This window comes from Solibacillus sp. FSL W7-1472, from assembly GCF_037969775.1.
GTDB classification, from domain to species: Bacteria; Bacillota; Bacilli; order Bacillales_A; family Planococcaceae; genus Solibacillus; species Solibacillus silvestris.
In genome coordinates this window covers 1,346,724-1,363,749 of sequence record NZ_CP150208.1, presented here as the reverse complement: position 1 = coordinate 1,363,749, position 17,026 = coordinate 1,346,724, and the positions used below count along the sequence as shown (strand labels likewise).

Here is a 17,026-nt window from a genome sequence, read left to right as displayed (position 1 = left end):
GTCCTCCTATTCTCGCTCCTCTAACCAGTTATAGAAAGAAACTTTCTCCGTTTTCTGAACCGCTTCTTGCTGATGTACCGGTTGAATCGGTGATGCTGTCATCGTATTTTTCCGGTATTGCTCACTATGCTTTTCAATTTGTGCGAGTGTCTTAATGTTACGTTTCTTCCACTCGATCAAAATACGGTCAATATAGCGTAAGTTCACTTTATCAGCCAGTACCGCTTCTTTTAATGCGGCTTTTATGATTTCAGGACTATGTTGGTCCAAGTCCATCCACATACCGATTGTTTCGATTTCCATTGGTGAAAGCAGGCGTCCCAGCTCTTGTTCAAACAGCTGGAAAATTTTTGCCTCATCCATTTTGTTGGCAGTTGAAACCTGTTGTTGTTCTTTTGACTGCAGCAAATCCAATAGTCGTTCCCATAAAGGATAAATTGAATATTTCTCGGCAAGGCGTCCAGATTCATCAGTACTTTGAGAAATTTCGACAAAGCCTTTTTGCATTAAGCGTTGTATTATTTGAGAAATAGCCGTCAATTGGAAATTGGTCCGCTGTATTAAATCATTTGGTGTCGGAAAGTCGATTCCTTCCTGTTCGAACGTTAGTAAATGCAGAATAATTAATGCTTCGTCATCTTGTATATTTAGTTCGCTATAATGTTTAAAAAATAATTGTGGAATAGTAATTTGCAATTGCTCCGTCCAAACGCGGATTCGATTAAAATTTTTAGACATAGTTGAATCCCCCTTTGTGCGCTCGTAACGAGAAAACGCCCGGCAAAATTCCGGACGTCTTCTCGTTTTATAAATTAAAATTAATTATGGATATAAACGGTTTAATAAACGTGGGAACGGGATGGATTCACGGATATGCTCTGTTCCGGAAATCCATGCAACTGTACGCTCTAACCCTAAGCCGAAGCCTGAGTGAGGTACTGCACCTTGTTTACATAAATCTAAATACCATGCATATGCATCCATTGATAAGTTATGTTCTTCTAAACGTGACTTCATTAATTCATAATCATAAATACGTTCAGAACCACCGATAATCTCACCATAGCCTTCCGGAGCGATTAAGTCTGCACATAAAACAACATCATCGCGTTCTGGGTGTGGCTGCATGTAGAACGGTTTAATACCGATTGGGTAGCATGTAATAAATACTGGTTTGTCATAATGGTTGGCAATTGCTGTTTCGTGTGGTGCACCGAAATCATCACCCCACTGAATATCATCAAAGCCTTGCTCATGTAAAAACTCGATCGCTTCATCATAAGAAATACGCGGGAATGGTGCTTTCACGTTTTCAAGTTTAGATGTATCACGGCCTAGACGCTCTAAATCAAGCTTACAGTTTTTCAGAACAGATTGCACGATATGTGATACATATTGCTCCTGTACTTCCAAGCTTTCATCATGTTCGACAAATGCCATTTCAGGCTCGATCATCCAGAACTCGATTAAGTGACGACGCGTTTTTGATTTTTCTGCACGGAATGTAGGACCGAACGAGAATACTTTTCCTAATGCCATTGCAGCAGCTTCCATGTAAAGCTGACCTGATTGAGAAAGGAATGCATCTTCATCGAAATATTTCGTATGGAACAGCTCTGATGTCCCTTCAGGTGAAGAACCTGTTAAAATTGGCGGGTCCATTTTTGTAAAGCCATTTTCATTGAAAAATTCATATGTCGCACGAATAATTTCGTTTCGTACTTTCATGATCGCATGTTGTTTACGAGAACGTAACCATAAGTGACGGTTGTCCATTAAAAATTCTGTACCATGTTCTTTTGGTGTAATTGGGTAGTCTTTAGCAGGACTGATTACTTCGATACCTGTAACATTTAACTCAGCACCGAAAGAAGAACGCTCGTCTGCTTTAACTTCACCAATAACATACATTGACGTTTCCTGTGTCATGCCTTTAGCTACTGCAAACAGTTCTTCGCCTACTTCTTCTTTCACGACTACACCTTGTGCGAAGCCTGAGCCATCACGTAACTGAAGGAAAGCCAATTTACCGCTAGAACGTTTGTTAGCTAACCATGTACCAATTTTTACTGTTTCGCCAATATGATTTGGCATATCTTTAATCATAATTTTTTTCATAAAGTCCTCCAAAGCTTAAGTTGCAGGCTCGCTTAATCTTGCCATTTTGCTTTAACAAATGCATCGATTCGGCGAACTGCCTCTTCTAATAGTTCTAAAGATGTCGCATACGATAAGCGTATTGTCGCGGGTGCACCAAATCCTGAACCTGGAATGACCGCAACATTTGCTTCTGTTAATAGTGCCGATACAAAATCATCCACTGAAGTGTAACCTGTTTTTTCGGCTGTTTCTGAAACATCCGGCAATAGGTAGAAAGCACCCTGTGGCTTTAATACTTTTACGCCGGGAATTGCTGCTAATTTCGGGAAAATCGCCTCTAAACGTGATTCAAACGCTTGTCTCATCTTTTCTACTGTATCCTGTGAGCCGTTATATGCTTCAATCGTTGCATATTGAGCTGTAGTTGTAGCATTTGAAGTAGAGTGAGAGGCTAAATCCGTCATCGCTTTAATGATTGTCGCATCACCAGCTGCATAGCCAATGCGCCATCCTGTCATAGAGTGAGATTTTGCAACACCGTTCACAACAATTGTACGTGCTTTCACTGCGTCTGAAACTTCCGCAATTGAATAATGCTCTACTCCATTGTAAACAAGCTTTTCATAAATTTCATCTGAAACGATTAAAATATCCATTTCTTCTGCCACTTGTGCAAGCTCTGCCAATTCTTCCTTCGTATAAATCATACCAGAAGGATTGGATGGCGAGTTTATAATTACAGCTTTTGTTTTTTCTGTAACAGCATTACGTAATTGCTGTGCTGTAATTTTAAAGTTTTGTTCCTGTGTTCCTTCTACATATACGGGTACACCGCCAGCAAGCTTCACTTGTTCAGGATAAGATACCCAGTAAGGAATCGGGATAATTACTTCATCGCCCTCATTTAAAATAACCTGGAACAATGTATACAGAACGTGTTTTGCTCCGACACCAACGATAATCTCATTTGCTTTGTATGTAAGGTTATTGTCACGAGCCAATTTATCAATAATTGCTTTCTTTAAAGCAGGCAACCCTCCAGCCGGTGTATATTTTGTCAGACCAGCATCCATCGATTTTTTTGCTGCATTTAAAATATTCTCCGGTGTATTAAAGTCAGGCTCCCCTGCACCTAAACCAATTACATCAATACCTTGCTCCTTTAACTCTTTCGCTTTAGCTGTAATCGCTAAAGTAGAAGATGGTGTTAAAGTTTTTACACGATTTGCCAACAATTGTTTCATGTTGCTCTCTCCTCTACAAATTCAATATGCGTTTCCACCATTGCCCGTCTTCAAATAGAAGATAGACATAATTCAAGCTGCCGGATTCACTTTTATAGGTAATTTCCCATACTGGACCCGGCTCCTCGAATCCTAACTTCATATGAAGAATCTCTTTCACGGCAGTATCATCCTGAAAAACAGACAACGCCTGTTCTTCTGTAATGCCATCCGCTAAAAATACTTCTTGCATTGAATTCTCATCTAAACTCATTGGGACGAAGACTGCTTTTTCCTTCCCATACTCATCCACTCCGAAAACAGTGACATATGGCTTATTCCCATTGTAAACATAGGAATCATCAACAACAGCAAGTGCTTTCGTATCCAGCGCAAAACTTTCCGCCTTTTGTTCTATTTCACTAAACGGTGCATTGGCTTTCCAAAATACGAACACTGAAATAACAAGCGACAAAGATAAAATAAAGACAACCGAAAAGATAATCCAGTTTTTCATAACTGCACCTTGCATTCCGATGTATTTGAATGTTGTTTAAAATTTTGTTTCATTTTTGTCAACCTGCTTTCCTTCCTCATCGTTTTTCATTATACCAATTTCCTAAGCTTTGTACCATACTGTGTAGAGGCAGTTTTTGTATAGAAATTGGCGGTAATGACTCGATAAACTGCTGTCCGTATGATTTTGTTTCAATCCGGCGATCCAAAACGATAAACACCCCTTTATCATGGCTGGAACGAATTAACCGGCCGAACCCTTGTTTGAACCGGATAATAGCATCAGGCAGCGAAAGCTCTGTAAAGGAATTGCGTCCTTGCTGTGTTAAATAATTGGCCCGCGCTTTAAATGCAGGCTCTTCCGGAGAAGAAAACGGCAGCCGCACGACAATAACTGCAGACAAACCGTCACCCGGCACATCGACCCCTTCCCAAAAACTGTTCGTTCCAAATAATACGGAATGATTAAACTTTTGGAAAGACTTTAATAAGCGCATACGGCTTCCGGATGTGACACCTTGTGCAAAAATCATATAGTCACTTAACAATTCACTTTCCTGTATTAGATTGACCGTTTTACGCAGCATGTCCTGAGATGTGAATAAAACAAAACATCTACCATTCGTCATTCGCACTGTATTTGTGACCGCATGCGCGACCTCTTCAATATATTCGGATTGTGAAACGGCCTGAATGTCCGGCATGTCATTGACAATATACACTTCCGCCCCGTCATAATAACTCGGGTCAGCATGGAGCTTTTCAATTGGAATCGACGGATCGATTCCCAGCTGGTTCGTAATAAAACGCTCATTACTTGGCACTGTTAACGTTCCGGATGTCCAGACAATGCCGCTTTTTTCACGGATTGGATCAAAAAGTTTCCCAATCGTCGATGTCACTTCGATCGGTTTTTTATAAAGCTGGATACTTCCCGGAACACTGCGCTGGTCCAATTCCAGCCAGCATGAATAGTCGGGATCCTGGCTTAAAAATACATCATCCCATTCTGCAATTTTAATCGTAAACTCATTGACGATATACTGCCATTGCTCAATTAAATATTCATGCTCTGGTGCAAGCTCCTCCACACTAGAAGTGAACTTCCGTATAAGCTCGGTCGCCTCATCCACCCATTGCTGCACAGTGAGCGAAACTTTTATTAAAACTTCACGCCCCAACTGCAATTCAGAAATGAAGACTTCAATTTTCTGTTGTTTAGACTGGTGATTTGCAACCTTCACTTCTCGAAGCAATGCCGCCATTGCTGTATCAAACGCATTGACCATTTGAATATAGCGCTTTTCCAGCTGATCCAGTGTTTGATAATTCAGCAGCTGTTTCTTAATTGCAACCCGACGAATTTTATAAAACAGCTGTTCATCTTCCTGTATACCAATTTGTCCAAATAAATATTTCCAATTCATATAAGTAAAGATTTTTTCATGCTGATTGATTGCAGCCTGAATAAACTGATGCGCTTCATCAATTATCCATCCGCCTAATGAATTAAAAATCTGCTCATTGCGAACCAGATCACTTAGCAGCATTGCATGATTTGTCACAATAATGTCTGCCTGATGACTATTTTGAATTGCCCGTGAGTAAAAATCATAGAGCGGCATTGTCGTTTTCGGCAATGCGCTCTTTCGGATTTTATCAAGGAGCAGCTGACCGCCGCCTGACACATTCAGCTCACTTAAATCACCAGTCTCCGTTTTCGCCAGCCAGATCAGTGTTTGCAGTACTGTAAAAGTCTGATCATAGGATTCATCCTGGGTTTTTAGCTCTTTCTCGAACTTTTCAACGTCGATATAGTGATTCATCCCTTTTAATAAAGCCATTTTAATCGGCTGGCCAAGTGCCTGTTCCAATATCGGAATATCGTTTTGCATAAGCTGATCAAGCAAATGAGAAGTATACGTACTAATTCCTATTTTCCGATTTGTTTTCTTAGCATAATAAATCGATGGCACTAAATAGCCCATCGTTTTTCCGATGCCCGTTGATGCTTCGATAACGTGCTCCGCATTTGTGTTGAGTGCATGCCAAATGCTGTCCATCATTTGAAACTGCTGCGGGCGCTCTTCAAAATCGGGAATTCCATTTAATAATAAAGTCATTTTTTCATCAGTCGTCTGCGGATAAACAAGTTTATCCCCATCGCTCTTTGGCGTTGGTGCCATTTTGCGAATTGCGATTTTACGGTAAAAGACATGCCCTTCATCCGTTATTGCTTTGTTGCGTTTGATGACAAGCGCGTCAAAAAACAGCTGGGCCAAATCTGTTCTCAAACGGAAAGAACGTTTATGCAATTGTTCCAAAGTAACGAGCGGCAATGTTAACAGCTCTTCCCAACAATGTTTAAGCAGGTAAGCTGTTGCGAGTGCATCATCATCCGCTCGGTGTGCACTTTGCAGCAGAATATTAAAATCGTTCGCTAAATCCGATAATTTGTAGCTTAGCGACATCGGAAACAAAATTTTTGTTAGTTCGACAGTGTCAATTTTCTTGCCGTGCCATTTCGATAGGCCTGCACGGTTAAATTCTGCCTGTAAAAAGTTCAAGTCAAAATCGGTATTATGGGCAACAAATACTGCCCCTTCCAGCAGCTCGTAAATATAATCCGCATACGCCTCAAATGGTAAAGCATCTTTTACATCTTCGTCTGTAATATTAGTTAAATCCTGTATAAATAACGGGATCGGTTTTCCCGGATTGATAAATGTAGAATATTTTTTTACGATTTCCCATCCTTGCATAATAACGATCGCAATTTGTATCATACGGTCGCCGCTTGCAGGAGAATGTCCTGTAGTTTCTATGTCGACAATCGCATACTTTTGACTTTCCTTCATTTTTCTTCAACTCACAGTTCAAGTAATATAACGGCATTTTATCATACTGGAGGCGATGAGGTCATGTAATTGGATAGAACGGATGAACGTGGCGGTAGAATGCTGCCATCGTAAATATAGAGCCGATGCCGATATATGAACGTTCTAAATGTTCTAATATATTTTAAAATCATCTAATAAATTTTTATTTGTTCTAATAAAATTACGGTTTTCAAATATAACCGCCAACTGTTCGAATAAACATCCAAATTGTTCTAAAATCATTTCAAGTTCATCTAATATCCATCTCAAGTATTCTAATATAAGCTCAATTGTTCTAATAAAAATTACACGCAGTTTCACTTTTGCCACTAACGTATTACTTTTCATATTTTCTTAGGCAAAAAAAACCTAGTGCCGCCTCAAGGACAACACTAGGTTAATATACTATGTATAGGTGTGCAGGGGCTCATCTCCCTGCACAATTCAAAAGCTTCCCAGCAAATCCGTGCTGTTAGTGGAGGCTTTTGTTGTGAAGACTAAATCTTCACAGAGGTTTTGGCACCTAAAACATAGAATACAACAAATTAAGAATTCTTTCAACTAGATTAATCCATTAAATTTGAACGATTTCCGAAAATTCCTTTTAACATTGGTGGTGTAACTAATGTTGTAATAATAATTACGATTACCATTGGCGTATAATCTTCCGCCGGCAGTAAACCACTTGATAAACCCATACCCGCAAGAATCAATGCAACTTCACCACGAGAAATCATCCCTGCACCGATACCTGCAGAAGATTTCCAGCTAAAGCCTGCCAATTTCGCACCAATACCAGATCCGATCAGCTTAGATAAAATTGCAACGATTGAGAAGATCACCAAAAACCAAATATTCTCTGTAATCCCATCAAATGTAACAGATAATCCGATACTAACGAAGAAGAACGGCACAAAAATTCCGCTCGCAATTGGTTCAACTTTATGCTCGACTGTCTCTTTATATGGAGTGCGTCCGATCGCAATACCGATAAAGAATGCTCCGATAATTGTAGCGATACCAAAATAATGCTCACCTATGTATGCTAACGCAAAACATGCAATAAGCGCTCCGCTTAACAGTGCCTCCGTAACTTTCAGACGGCTGAACGCTTTTAGGAACGGTGGAATAACCCATCTCATTACAACAAATAATAAAACAAAGAAGAATACTTTTCCGCCGATTAATACTGGAATTGAAACATCATCCCCTACAAGGAAACTCATTGCAATTGCGATTAATACTACGACGATAATATCATCCAGTACAGCAGCACCTAATAATGTAGACCCTTCTTTACTCTTCAGCCAACCGATTTCGCTTAATGTTTGAACTGAAATACTAACTGATGTAGCAGCTAATGTTAGTCCGATGAAAATTGCCTGACCTTGTGTAAGTCCAAATGCCAATGCTAGCGGATAACTCATAGCAATCGGTAAAATTACCCCGCCAATTGCAACAAAAATTGCCCCTTTCATATTTGCATTTAAATCTTCCAAATCGGTTTCTAAGCCGGCTAAAAACATTAATAGAATAACCCCTATCTGACTGAATGTTTGCATCACTTCACTGTCAGTAATCCAGCCAAGCATAGCAGGACCGATAATAATACCGATCAGGATTTTCCCCAGTACTGAAGGTTGTCCTAGTCGCACTGTAAAATGCCCTGCTATTTTTGTTGCCAATAGTACGATAACTATTTGAAAAATAAACATAATATCCCCCTTTTACTATAGAAAAAGGCATGGTGCCGCCAGTTTTGACTGACTCCACCATGCCTCGCTTCATATAAGATTAGTTTTATTTTAAACAATAAAAAAGGAAAAAGCAATAATATTTTATCATTATCTGAATATTCCTTATTCAATAACAAAAAGATAGATTAGAAAAACCCCGGCAATACCTCTCGTTGAAAATATTGATTTTTTCTTAACCAAACATTTAAAATATGGCGATGTGTCAGCAGCTTTCTCCGTGAAGCATGCCTTCTTTGCGCTTCCTGCAGACTTTCGAGCAATATCCGTGTTTCCGTCAGACATTGTTCCGGAGCAATAATTACTTGTAAAGCCGGACTAATAAGCCTATGTTCCTGCAAAAGTGCAAGCACTTTTGCAAACTCTTGTCCCATCGCTATATAGTTTTCTTCTATATTAAAATCAATACATTGATATAATGTGTTTTCCACTTCTTTTTCTACAAGCTCCATTGACTGATTTTCCATATGTCACCTCATGTTGGAATTGTATACAACAAGTATAGTAGAATTCAGCACAATAAAAAAGAAATTGGATTGAAAAAAGCTACGGAGCCTGTTATCTGCACCGTAGCATCAGGTTATTTTGCATGAATTGCTTTTCCGAAAACCGAACGTGCCGCATCTCCAACATGTTCACTCACTGTCGGATGCGGGAAAATGAGTCTTGCCAGATCTTTTACTGATCCTCCCAATACTTTTGCTGCCAGCATGGAGTTAATCATTTCTGTCGCTCCATCACCAACGACACATGCCCCGTAAATATCGCCTTCAGGACTCGCTACAAACTTCATAAAGCCCTGTGTATTACCTTCAAGCAGTGCTTTAGGATTTGTAGGTAAATACATCTTCGTAACAATACTATCTGCAGGTGCTTCATGCTCCAGCATGCCAAATGTTGCAATTTCAGGATGCGTATAAACGCATCGCGGGATTTCCTGCTGATTAATCACTTTCGGGTGCTTCCCTAAAATATAATCCACCGCATGTACCCCTTCTGCGCTTGCAGAGTGGGCAAGCTGGAATCCGCCAACTAAATCCCCTATCGCAAAAATACCGGGAATACTCGTTTCATAATGGTTATTTACTTTGATTAAACGACCATCCATTTGCATTTCCAGCACTTCCGCGATTTCAGTGTTTGGACGGCGCCCTGTCGCAAACAGTAAATTTTCGAACGGGAAATTTCCGATTGATGTTTGAACATAGTCAGCATAAATTTCTTCGAATGTAAAGTCTGTCACAAGTTCGATTCCCAGTTGTTTCATTTTTTCTTTAATAATCGGTCGTGCATCTGGTTCTTCTGTTTGCAATATATCTTTACTATGGTTTAATACGGTTACTTTTGTTCCCATTGGCGCTAGCGCAAATGCCATTTCAATTGCAATGACCCCGCCTCCGATAATTGTTAATTGTTTCGGCAGCTCCTGGATCGAAAAAAACGTATCGGTTGTATGATAATTTGCATTTTCAAGCCCTTTAAATGGCGGAACAAATGGGCGGCTGCCTGTTGCTAAAATGACATGATCTGCTGTAAATGCCTGATTACCGATGATCACTTTTCGTTCTGCGGTTACAGTCGCTTTCCCCCGATACATTGTAATCTGCGCATTTTCGATAAACGTTTCAATATTTGATAATAGTTCGTCAACAACTCGATCTTTTCGCTGCATTAACTTCGGAAAATCAATATTAATCGTCGGTACTGTCACACCCCAATCCGTCCCGCGCCGAATTTCCTGTACCAATTTGCTATGCTCAAGCATAATTTTCGATGGAATACAGCCGACATTATAACATGCCCCGCCGACTTTATCTTTTTCTACAAGCGCTACTTTCAGCCCGCTTTTTGCCGCATGAATTGCTGCAACATATCCACCGGGACCCGCACCAATAACAGCTAAATCAAAGTTTTCCATATATACCACCTCATTTTTCACATTAGCATTACAGTTCAGGTAATGCAACAAATCGTATACCTATTTTTATTTTATTCGAAATATTCGGTCAATAAAAAGCAGCGAAGTGCCAACTGCACCCGCCGCTTTTTCATCCATTACTTCAATACTTTAATTTCCACATTTTTACGTCCCCAATTAAGGGCTATTTTTTTTGTTTTGACAAATACATCAATACGATTTCCTTTAATCGAACCGCCCGTATCACCGGCAACCGCTACCCCATATCCTTCCACCCATACTTTTGTACCAAGCGGAATCACCTTTGGATCGACTGCGATTAGTTTTATATCCGGGTTTTTCTTCAAGTCAATTCCGGATGCCGTCTTTCCCGAACACCCTTTGCAATAGGCTGTAAAAGCACTTGCTTCAACAGTTAATGTTTTGACAACCTCATAGTCCTCAATCGTTTCCTTTTTTTTCTCTTTTTCAGCCGGTACTTTTTTATTTTGAATATGGTCCGGTAATTTCAGCACGAAACCTTCCGTAACTTCTTCAATATCTTCAACCTCATTTAGTTCTAGCAATGTATATACTGATGTGTCATAAAGATCTGCAATTTCATCCAATTCTTCCCCTTTCTTCACTGTATGCGTAGCTGCGATTGCTCCGCTCGCGAAAAATAAGGTAGTGACCATAAAGAAGGCAAAGCTAAATAATAGTTTATTTTGAAACATACTAATTATTTCCCCCTGTATCTTTTGTCTATTTTGTAAAATAAAGCTAAATCCAAGTCTACACATTTTATATTTCAAAAAGATTACAGGGAGATAATATAAAAATTACAAAAATATCCTTTTCAAACCAAAAATGTAATATAAAAAAAGCTGTCATATAGGAATAATCCATGACAGCTTTTCATATGTTCATTTACAAAATTGTTGCTTCCGGTTCGTATGCGATTATTTCTTTAATTGTATTGCTTTCCCCCATAATGGCCACAGTTGGGGTATGTTCGGCAACTTCTTTATTATCCACATACACGTAAGAAATGATGATGACAATATCACCTTTTTGAACAAGACGTGCCGCTGCTCCATTTACGCATATAACGCCTGAACCACGTTCCCCGGCAATAATATATGTTTCAAAGCGCGCACCGTTGTTGTTATTGACAATATGGACTTTTTCATTCGGCAGCATCTCAACTGCATCCAAAATATCTTCATCAATTGTAATGGAACCAACATAATTTAAATCTGCCTGTGTCACTTGGGCACGGTGGATTTTACTGTTCATCATCATTCTAAACATGGATTATTTCCCCTTTTAACGAAAAAATTAAATTATCAATTAAACGTGTTTCACCAATATGAACGGCAGCTGCAACAACGATTTGATCAGTCTGATCATCGACTTCCTGTAAATCCGGGTAGGATAATATCATCAAATAATCAACGTGGCCATCCGTGTTGTCATGTATTATTTTCTTAGCCAGTGAAATGGCGGATTCCACACTTCCGGATTCCAACAGTTCCCTTTTTGCCAGTTGGAGCCCCTGCTGTATTGCAGGTGCCTGTGAACGCTCTTCAGCAGACAAATAAATATTGCGGCTTGATTTGGCTAAACCATCCTCTTCACGTATAACCGGAACAACACGGATCGTTACCGGAAAATTGTAATCGCGCACCATTGTTTGAATGATTGCCACTTGCTGGGCATCCTTTTGTCCGAAATAAGCACGGTCCGGCTGCACTAAATTAAAGAGCTTCGCTACAACTTGCAAAACTCCGTCAAAATGACCAGGTCGGGTCGCCCCGCATAAAATATGTGCCTGACGTCCTGCTCGAATAGTGATTCCTCCATCGTGCGGATACATTTCCTCTACAGAGGGTGCAAATATATAATCTACCCCTGCCGATTTTGCCAGTTCTGTATCACGCGGTAAATCTCTTGGATATGATTCAAAATCTTCATTTGGACCAAATTGTGTTGGATTGACGAATATGCTCATGATGACAAGCTCATTTTCGCTGCGTGCATGTGCTGCCAATGTTAGATGCCCTTCATGTAAATAGCCCATTGTCGGAACAAGACCAATTGACTGCCGGTTGTATTTTGCCGTTTTAACTACTTCACGCAGCTGGGCAATTGTTGTTAATACATTCATTATTTTACGCCTCCGTAAAGCTCGATTAGCTCCGTTTCTTTCATTGTGAAACTTTGTTGTAATGTCGGGAAAGCACCTGATTTTACTGCGTTTGTATAACTTGTAATCCCCTTCTCCACCTCATCACCTACTCGTGCAAATGCTTCAACAAATTTTGGTATGTGATGTTTTCCGTATTGCAATAAATCATGGAATACAAGTACTTGGCCATCCGCTTTTACACCTGCACCGATGCCAATCGTCGGAATCGTTAATTTTTGCGATACAGCTTCCGTCAACTGATGCGGAATACATTCAAGTACGACGGCACATGCGCCTGCTTGTTCAACGAGTAAAGCATCCTTTATTAACTTTTCTGCTTGCTCAGCTGTTTTGCCTTGCACTTTATAACCGCCAAGTACACCAGCCGATTGTGGTAGTAAGCCTAAATGTGCAACTACCGGGATACCAGCATTCGTTAATTTCTTAATAACAGGTACGATTTCATCTGCACCTTCAACTTTGAGGGCATTCGCATTCGTTTCCTGCATCATTTTCACAGCTGTTTTCAATGTTTCATTGATATCTCCGTGATAAGAACCGAAAGGCATATCGACTACGATAAAGGTATCCGGTGCACCACGGCGAACCGCTTTACTATGGTGGATCATATCTTCTACTGTCACACGCATTGTGGATTCATAGCCCAATACGACCATCCCGAGGGAATCCCCGACAAGAATCATATCAACACCTGCCGCTTCTGAAAATTTCGCTGCCGGATAATCATAAGCGGTAATCATGACAATTTTCTCGCCTTGCTCTTTCATTTTTAAAAACTGTGCTGTTGTTTTCATGTTCTTCCTCCTTAAGTGGAAAGAAAACAAAAATACCCTTCTATCTAAAATTAGACAGAAGGGTAGTACCATACGTAAATTCAATACATTCCATACTTAAAATGGAAATAATCCAACGACAAGTATAAAATGAATTCATTTATGCGAGTTTTCTTCCGTCTCTGTCTTGTGTAGATCAAAGCAGATTTTTTAAATGTTGACTAGCAGTTGCAGGTACAGTTCTATTAAGATACTGTCCTAAAGCTACTATAACAAGTTTGCAAGAAAACGTACAGAATAAATAATTAATGGAAATAATATTTCTACTTAGCTTTTACGGTAAAAGTTCAATATCCGCAGAGTAAATGCCTTTAATTTCCCCGTTCGCTTGACGAATTTCCAGGACACCGCTCTCAGTGATACTGACAGCTTCCCCTTCAACAACTTCCCGCAGTGTCGTTGCTTTTACACGCTTTCCGATTGTCCCCGAAGACTGTTCCCATAGCTGTTTTATTTGACCGAAGCCATTTTTCACGTATTCATCACTGTATTTCTCCAAAGATTCAAGCACATTGGCGACGAAATGTACACGTTCAATCGGTTCTCCTTCTTCAATCGCAATCGAAGTAGCAATCGTTTGTAACTGTTCAGGAAAATCATCTATCTTCTGGTTGACATTGATGCCTATACCAATTAACAATGCCTGGATACGATCAGCCTCAGCTACCATTTCAGTCAAAATTCCCGTTGTTTTTTTGCCGTTAATTAAAATATCATTCGGCCATTTGATTTCAGGAGTGAAATTTTTAAAACTGGATTTCATCGCTTCAACAATGGCTACAGCAGTGACTAGGGTAAATTGAGGGGCTTGGTGCGGGGCAACATCCGGACGAATGATGACCGTCATCCAAATCCCTTGCCCTTCTGTAGATTCCCATTCACGCATCATCCGCCCTCGCCCTGCTGTTTGATGCTCAGCGATGACAACCGTGCCATCCGGTGCACCAGCTCGGATAAGTTCATGCGCAACAAGCTGTGTCGACTCAACCTTTTCATAATAATGTACTTGGCGACCATAACGTTCCGTCGTCAAAAATTGCTGCAATTGTCCCATATCCACTTTATCCGGTACAGATAGAAGTTTATACCCGCGTTTTTTTACTGTTTCAAACTCATAGCCTTCCTGCTTCAATGTTTGCATATGTTTCCATATAGCAGTTCGAGACACATTCAGCTCATCCGCCAACACTTGGCCGGAAATCGGTTCTCCTTCCGCAGTCAAAAACCGTTTCAAAATTTCATCCTTCATCGTGAAATGCATAAAACCATTCCTTTAATTGTTGTTTATCATTTTGTACTTCCTCATTTAAGACCGCTTCTACTGCTGCATCTAATGTCTGTTTAATCCAACTGCCGCGCTTTTTTGAGGACCAGTCCAACAAGTCTTTTCCTGTAATCGCAAGCTCATTTACATGCTGAATTGGCAATCCATTTTTTCTGCCCACTAATTCTTCATAACTCAATTCCAGTTTACAATTTTGCCAAATAGTAAACTGGAAGGACGTTTTAAGAACGATTGTATCGTAGCTTAACAAATCAACAAGGCTCATCCCATTGCGTAAGCTTTCATAAGCAGCCAAAACTGTTTTTACGAAAAGCTTATCCTTATTTGAACAGCGATACTTCGTAAGCAACGATAAATCGCTGCCGTTTACTAAACAAAAATATGCCCACCCAACTTGGCGATCTTCCGAATAATAATGTGTCCAATTAGAAGCAGTAAAATTGCCATGCAAGTAATCGCCCAATGTCGTTTTTTCCATGTAATCAATGCCGAATGACGCATGAGCAGATATAAAAATCTTTGAAAGTTCAACTTGAATGCGCTCGATTGCAACATACTCAATTGAAGCTGCTTTTTTTCGGATTGCTTCGAATGTATTTTCCTCGATTGAGAAGTGAAGCTGTGCAGCAAATCGGAGAGCACGCAGCATTCGGAGAGCATCTTCTTCAAAACGCTGATCCGGCTCACCTACCGCACAAATAACTTTGCTATCGATATGTTGGCGGCCATTGTAATAATCGATGTACTCTCCCGATTGGCTAAGTGCCATCGCATTCATTGTAAAATCCCGGCGTTTTAAATCTTCTTGTAAATTACGAACAAATTCGACAGTATCCGGACGACGATGATCACTGTAAGTAGACTCTGTCCGGTAAGTTGTCACTTCGATTGGCTCTCCACAGTCCAGTACAATGACCGTTCCGTGAGCGATTCCAACATCAATTGTTTGTGAAAAGATCGTTTGAATTTCTTCAGGCATTGCACTCGTTGCGATATCGACATCATTATTTTCCTTTTTCAAATAATAATCACGTACCGCTCCACCTACAATAAAAGCTTCAAAGCCGGCATGTTCAATCTTTTTAATGACTTCCTTTGCCGCTTGCCATTGTTGCGGAATCATTCTTTTTTTCAACCACACTTTCATATATCCGTTCATATTGTTCAACCATTTTTGTTTGATGGAACTGTTCGCGTACTGATTGTAGTGCGGCTTCTTTGAAAGCTTGATGTTTTTCTTCATCCTGCAGCAGTTCGACCGCATAATCCGCGACAGCCTGGGTATCACCAAGTGGCACCAAATAGCCGTTCACACCATCATTGATCACTTCAGGAATCCCTCCGATTGCAGTACCGATACCTGGTACACCGCATGCCATCGCTTCCAATAATACGAGCCCGAACGATTCTTTTTCTGAAAGCAATAACTTTAAATCACTGATTGCAAAAAGCTCTGTAATGTTTTCCTGCTTACCTAAAAACAAAACATCATCCGTATAAGGTGAATCTTTAACCATATCTGTGACACGATGCTTTTCCGGGCCATCCCCGACTAATAATAATTTCGCCGGAATACGCTCACGAATCTTCAGAAATGACTCGACTACATCCGGCAGATTTTTTATTTTACGGAAATTCGACACATGGATAATTACTTTTTCATGCGGCAAAATACCAAATTGCTCTTTTAGATTGCCAGGGTCCACTGGCTTAAATACATCCTCATCGACGAAGTTATAAATTGTCTCAATCGGTTTTTTCGTATCGATTAAAGCATACGTCTGCTGTTTTAACGATTCCGAAACAGTCGTCACTGCATCCGAACAATCAATTCCATACTTGATTGCCTGCGCCAGCGTAGAATCTTCTCCCAAAACAGAAATATCTGTTCCGTGAAGTGTTGTGACAATACCAAAGTTCTCGCCGCTCATATGACGGGCCAATACCGCACAAACCGCATGAGGAATCGCATAATGAACATGTAATAAATCGAGTTTTTCCTCTTTTATAACATCAGCCATTTTACTTGCTAATGCAATATCGTATGGTGGGTATTGAAATACCGAATAATTATTCACTTCAACCTCGTGGAAAAAGACGTTTGAATAAATTTTATTAAGTCGAAATGGCACACTTGATGTAATAAAGTGAATTTCATGTCCTCGTTCTGCCAACATTTTACCTAGCTCTGTTGCAATTACACCCGAGCCTCCCACTGTCGGGTAACATGTAATACCAATTTTTAATTTCTTCATTCGGCTCCCCATCCTTTCAACAATACGATTTTAACTTTCTTCAAAATGATTTAACACATTTATAAAGTAAAA

General features: G+C 40.0%; 16 protein-coding genes. All 16 read right to left on the bottom strand.

Going from position 1 to position 17,026, the window contains the following annotated elements; translation table 11 throughout:
- Window positions 1-6: 6 nt before the first annotated feature.
- Complete coding sequence (locus MKY07_RS06645) at window positions 7-738, bottom strand: DnaD domain-containing protein (RefSeq protein WP_339264152.1); 732 nt, start codon at window positions 736-738, stop codon at window positions 7-9.
- 84 nt (window positions 739-822) lie between these two features.
- On the bottom strand, window positions 823-2,118 hold the full coding sequence (gene asnS, locus MKY07_RS06640) for an asparagine--tRNA ligase (protein WP_087618179.1): 1,296 nt from the start codon (window positions 2,116-2,118) through the stop codon (window positions 823-825).
- Window positions 2,119-2,150: 32 nt separating this feature from the next.
- Window positions 2,151-3,344, bottom strand: a complete 1,194-nt coding sequence (locus MKY07_RS06635) for a pyridoxal phosphate-dependent aminotransferase (RefSeq protein WP_339264150.1) — start codon at window positions 3,342-3,344, stop codon at window positions 2,151-2,153.
- A 13-nt stretch (window positions 3,345-3,357) separates the two neighbouring features.
- Window positions 3,358-3,840, bottom strand: a complete 483-nt coding sequence (locus MKY07_RS06630; RefSeq protein WP_008404867.1) for a DUF5590 domain-containing protein — start codon at window positions 3,838-3,840, stop codon at window positions 3,358-3,360.
- 76 nt (window positions 3,841-3,916) lie between these two features.
- Window positions 3,917-6,697 carry an ATP-dependent DNA helicase DinG gene (gene dinG, locus MKY07_RS06625; RefSeq protein WP_065216951.1) on the bottom strand — a complete coding sequence of 927 codons (2,781 nt, stop codon included), beginning with the start codon at window positions 6,695-6,697 and terminating at the stop codon, window positions 3,917-3,919.
- Window positions 6,698-6,850: 153 nt separating this feature from the next.
- Window positions 6,851-7,048 (bottom strand): phosphomannomutase, encoded by a 198-nt coding sequence (locus tag MKY07_RS06620; protein ID WP_339264149.1) that lies wholly within the window; start codon window positions 7,046-7,048, stop codon window positions 6,851-6,853.
- 236 nt (window positions 7,049-7,284) lie between these two features.
- The gene (locus tag MKY07_RS06615) at window positions 7,285-8,433 is read right to left on the bottom strand and encodes a cation:proton antiporter (RefSeq protein ID WP_014824291.1); all 1,149 of its coding nucleotides are present in this window, start codon (window positions 8,431-8,433) and stop codon (window positions 7,285-7,287) included.
- A 167-nt stretch (window positions 8,434-8,600) separates the two neighbouring features.
- Entirely contained in the window at window positions 8,601-8,939 is a 339-nt protein-coding gene (locus tag MKY07_RS06610; protein WP_065216953.1) for a transketolase, read from the bottom strand.
- 113 nt (window positions 8,940-9,052) lie between these two features.
- Window positions 9,053-10,390, bottom strand: coding sequence for a dihydrolipoyl dehydrogenase (gene lpdA, locus MKY07_RS06605; protein WP_339264148.1), 1,338 nt, complete (start codon window positions 10,388-10,390; stop codon window positions 9,053-9,055).
- A 137-nt stretch (window positions 10,391-10,527) separates the two neighbouring features.
- On the bottom strand, window positions 10,528-11,106 hold the full coding sequence (locus MKY07_RS06600) for a 3D domain-containing protein (RefSeq protein WP_061550133.1): 579 nt from the start codon (window positions 11,104-11,106) through the stop codon (window positions 10,528-10,530).
- Window positions 11,107-11,299: 193 nt separating this feature from the next.
- Window positions 11,300-11,683 carry an aspartate 1-decarboxylase gene (gene panD, locus MKY07_RS06595; protein ID WP_339264146.1) on the bottom strand — a complete coding sequence of 128 codons (384 nt, stop codon included), beginning with the start codon at window positions 11,681-11,683 and terminating at the stop codon, window positions 11,300-11,302.
- The gene (gene panC / locus MKY07_RS06590) at window positions 11,676-12,539 is read right to left on the bottom strand and encodes a pantoate--beta-alanine ligase (protein ID WP_008404876.1); all 864 of its coding nucleotides are present in this window, start codon (window positions 12,537-12,539) and stop codon (window positions 11,676-11,678) included. The genes panD and panC overlap by 8 nt, the downstream gene beginning before the upstream one ends.
- The gene (gene panB, locus MKY07_RS06585) at window positions 12,539-13,375 is read right to left on the bottom strand and encodes a 3-methyl-2-oxobutanoate hydroxymethyltransferase (protein ID WP_008404877.1); all 837 of its coding nucleotides are present in this window, start codon (window positions 13,373-13,375) and stop codon (window positions 12,539-12,541) included. Before panB ends, panC begins: the two co-directional genes overlap by 1 nt.
- A gap of 313 nt (window positions 13,376-13,688) precedes the next feature.
- On the bottom strand, window positions 13,689-14,675 hold the full coding sequence (locus MKY07_RS06580) for a biotin--[acetyl-CoA-carboxylase] ligase (protein ID WP_339264144.1): 987 nt from the start codon (window positions 14,673-14,675) through the stop codon (window positions 13,689-13,691).
- Window positions 14,653-15,822: a CCA tRNA nucleotidyltransferase gene (locus tag MKY07_RS06575; protein ID WP_339264143.1), complete on the bottom strand. Its 1,170-nt coding sequence runs from the start codon at window positions 15,820-15,822 to the stop codon at window positions 14,653-14,655. The genes MKY07_RS06580 and MKY07_RS06575 overlap by 23 nt, the downstream gene beginning before the upstream one ends.
- A complete protein-coding gene (bshA, locus tag MKY07_RS06570) occupies window positions 15,782-16,954 on the bottom strand; it encodes an N-acetyl-alpha-D-glucosaminyl L-malate synthase BshA (protein WP_008404880.1) in 1,173 nt (390 codons plus the stop codon). The genes MKY07_RS06575 and bshA overlap by 41 nt, the downstream gene beginning before the upstream one ends.
- Window positions 16,955-17,026 lie beyond the last annotated feature (72 nt).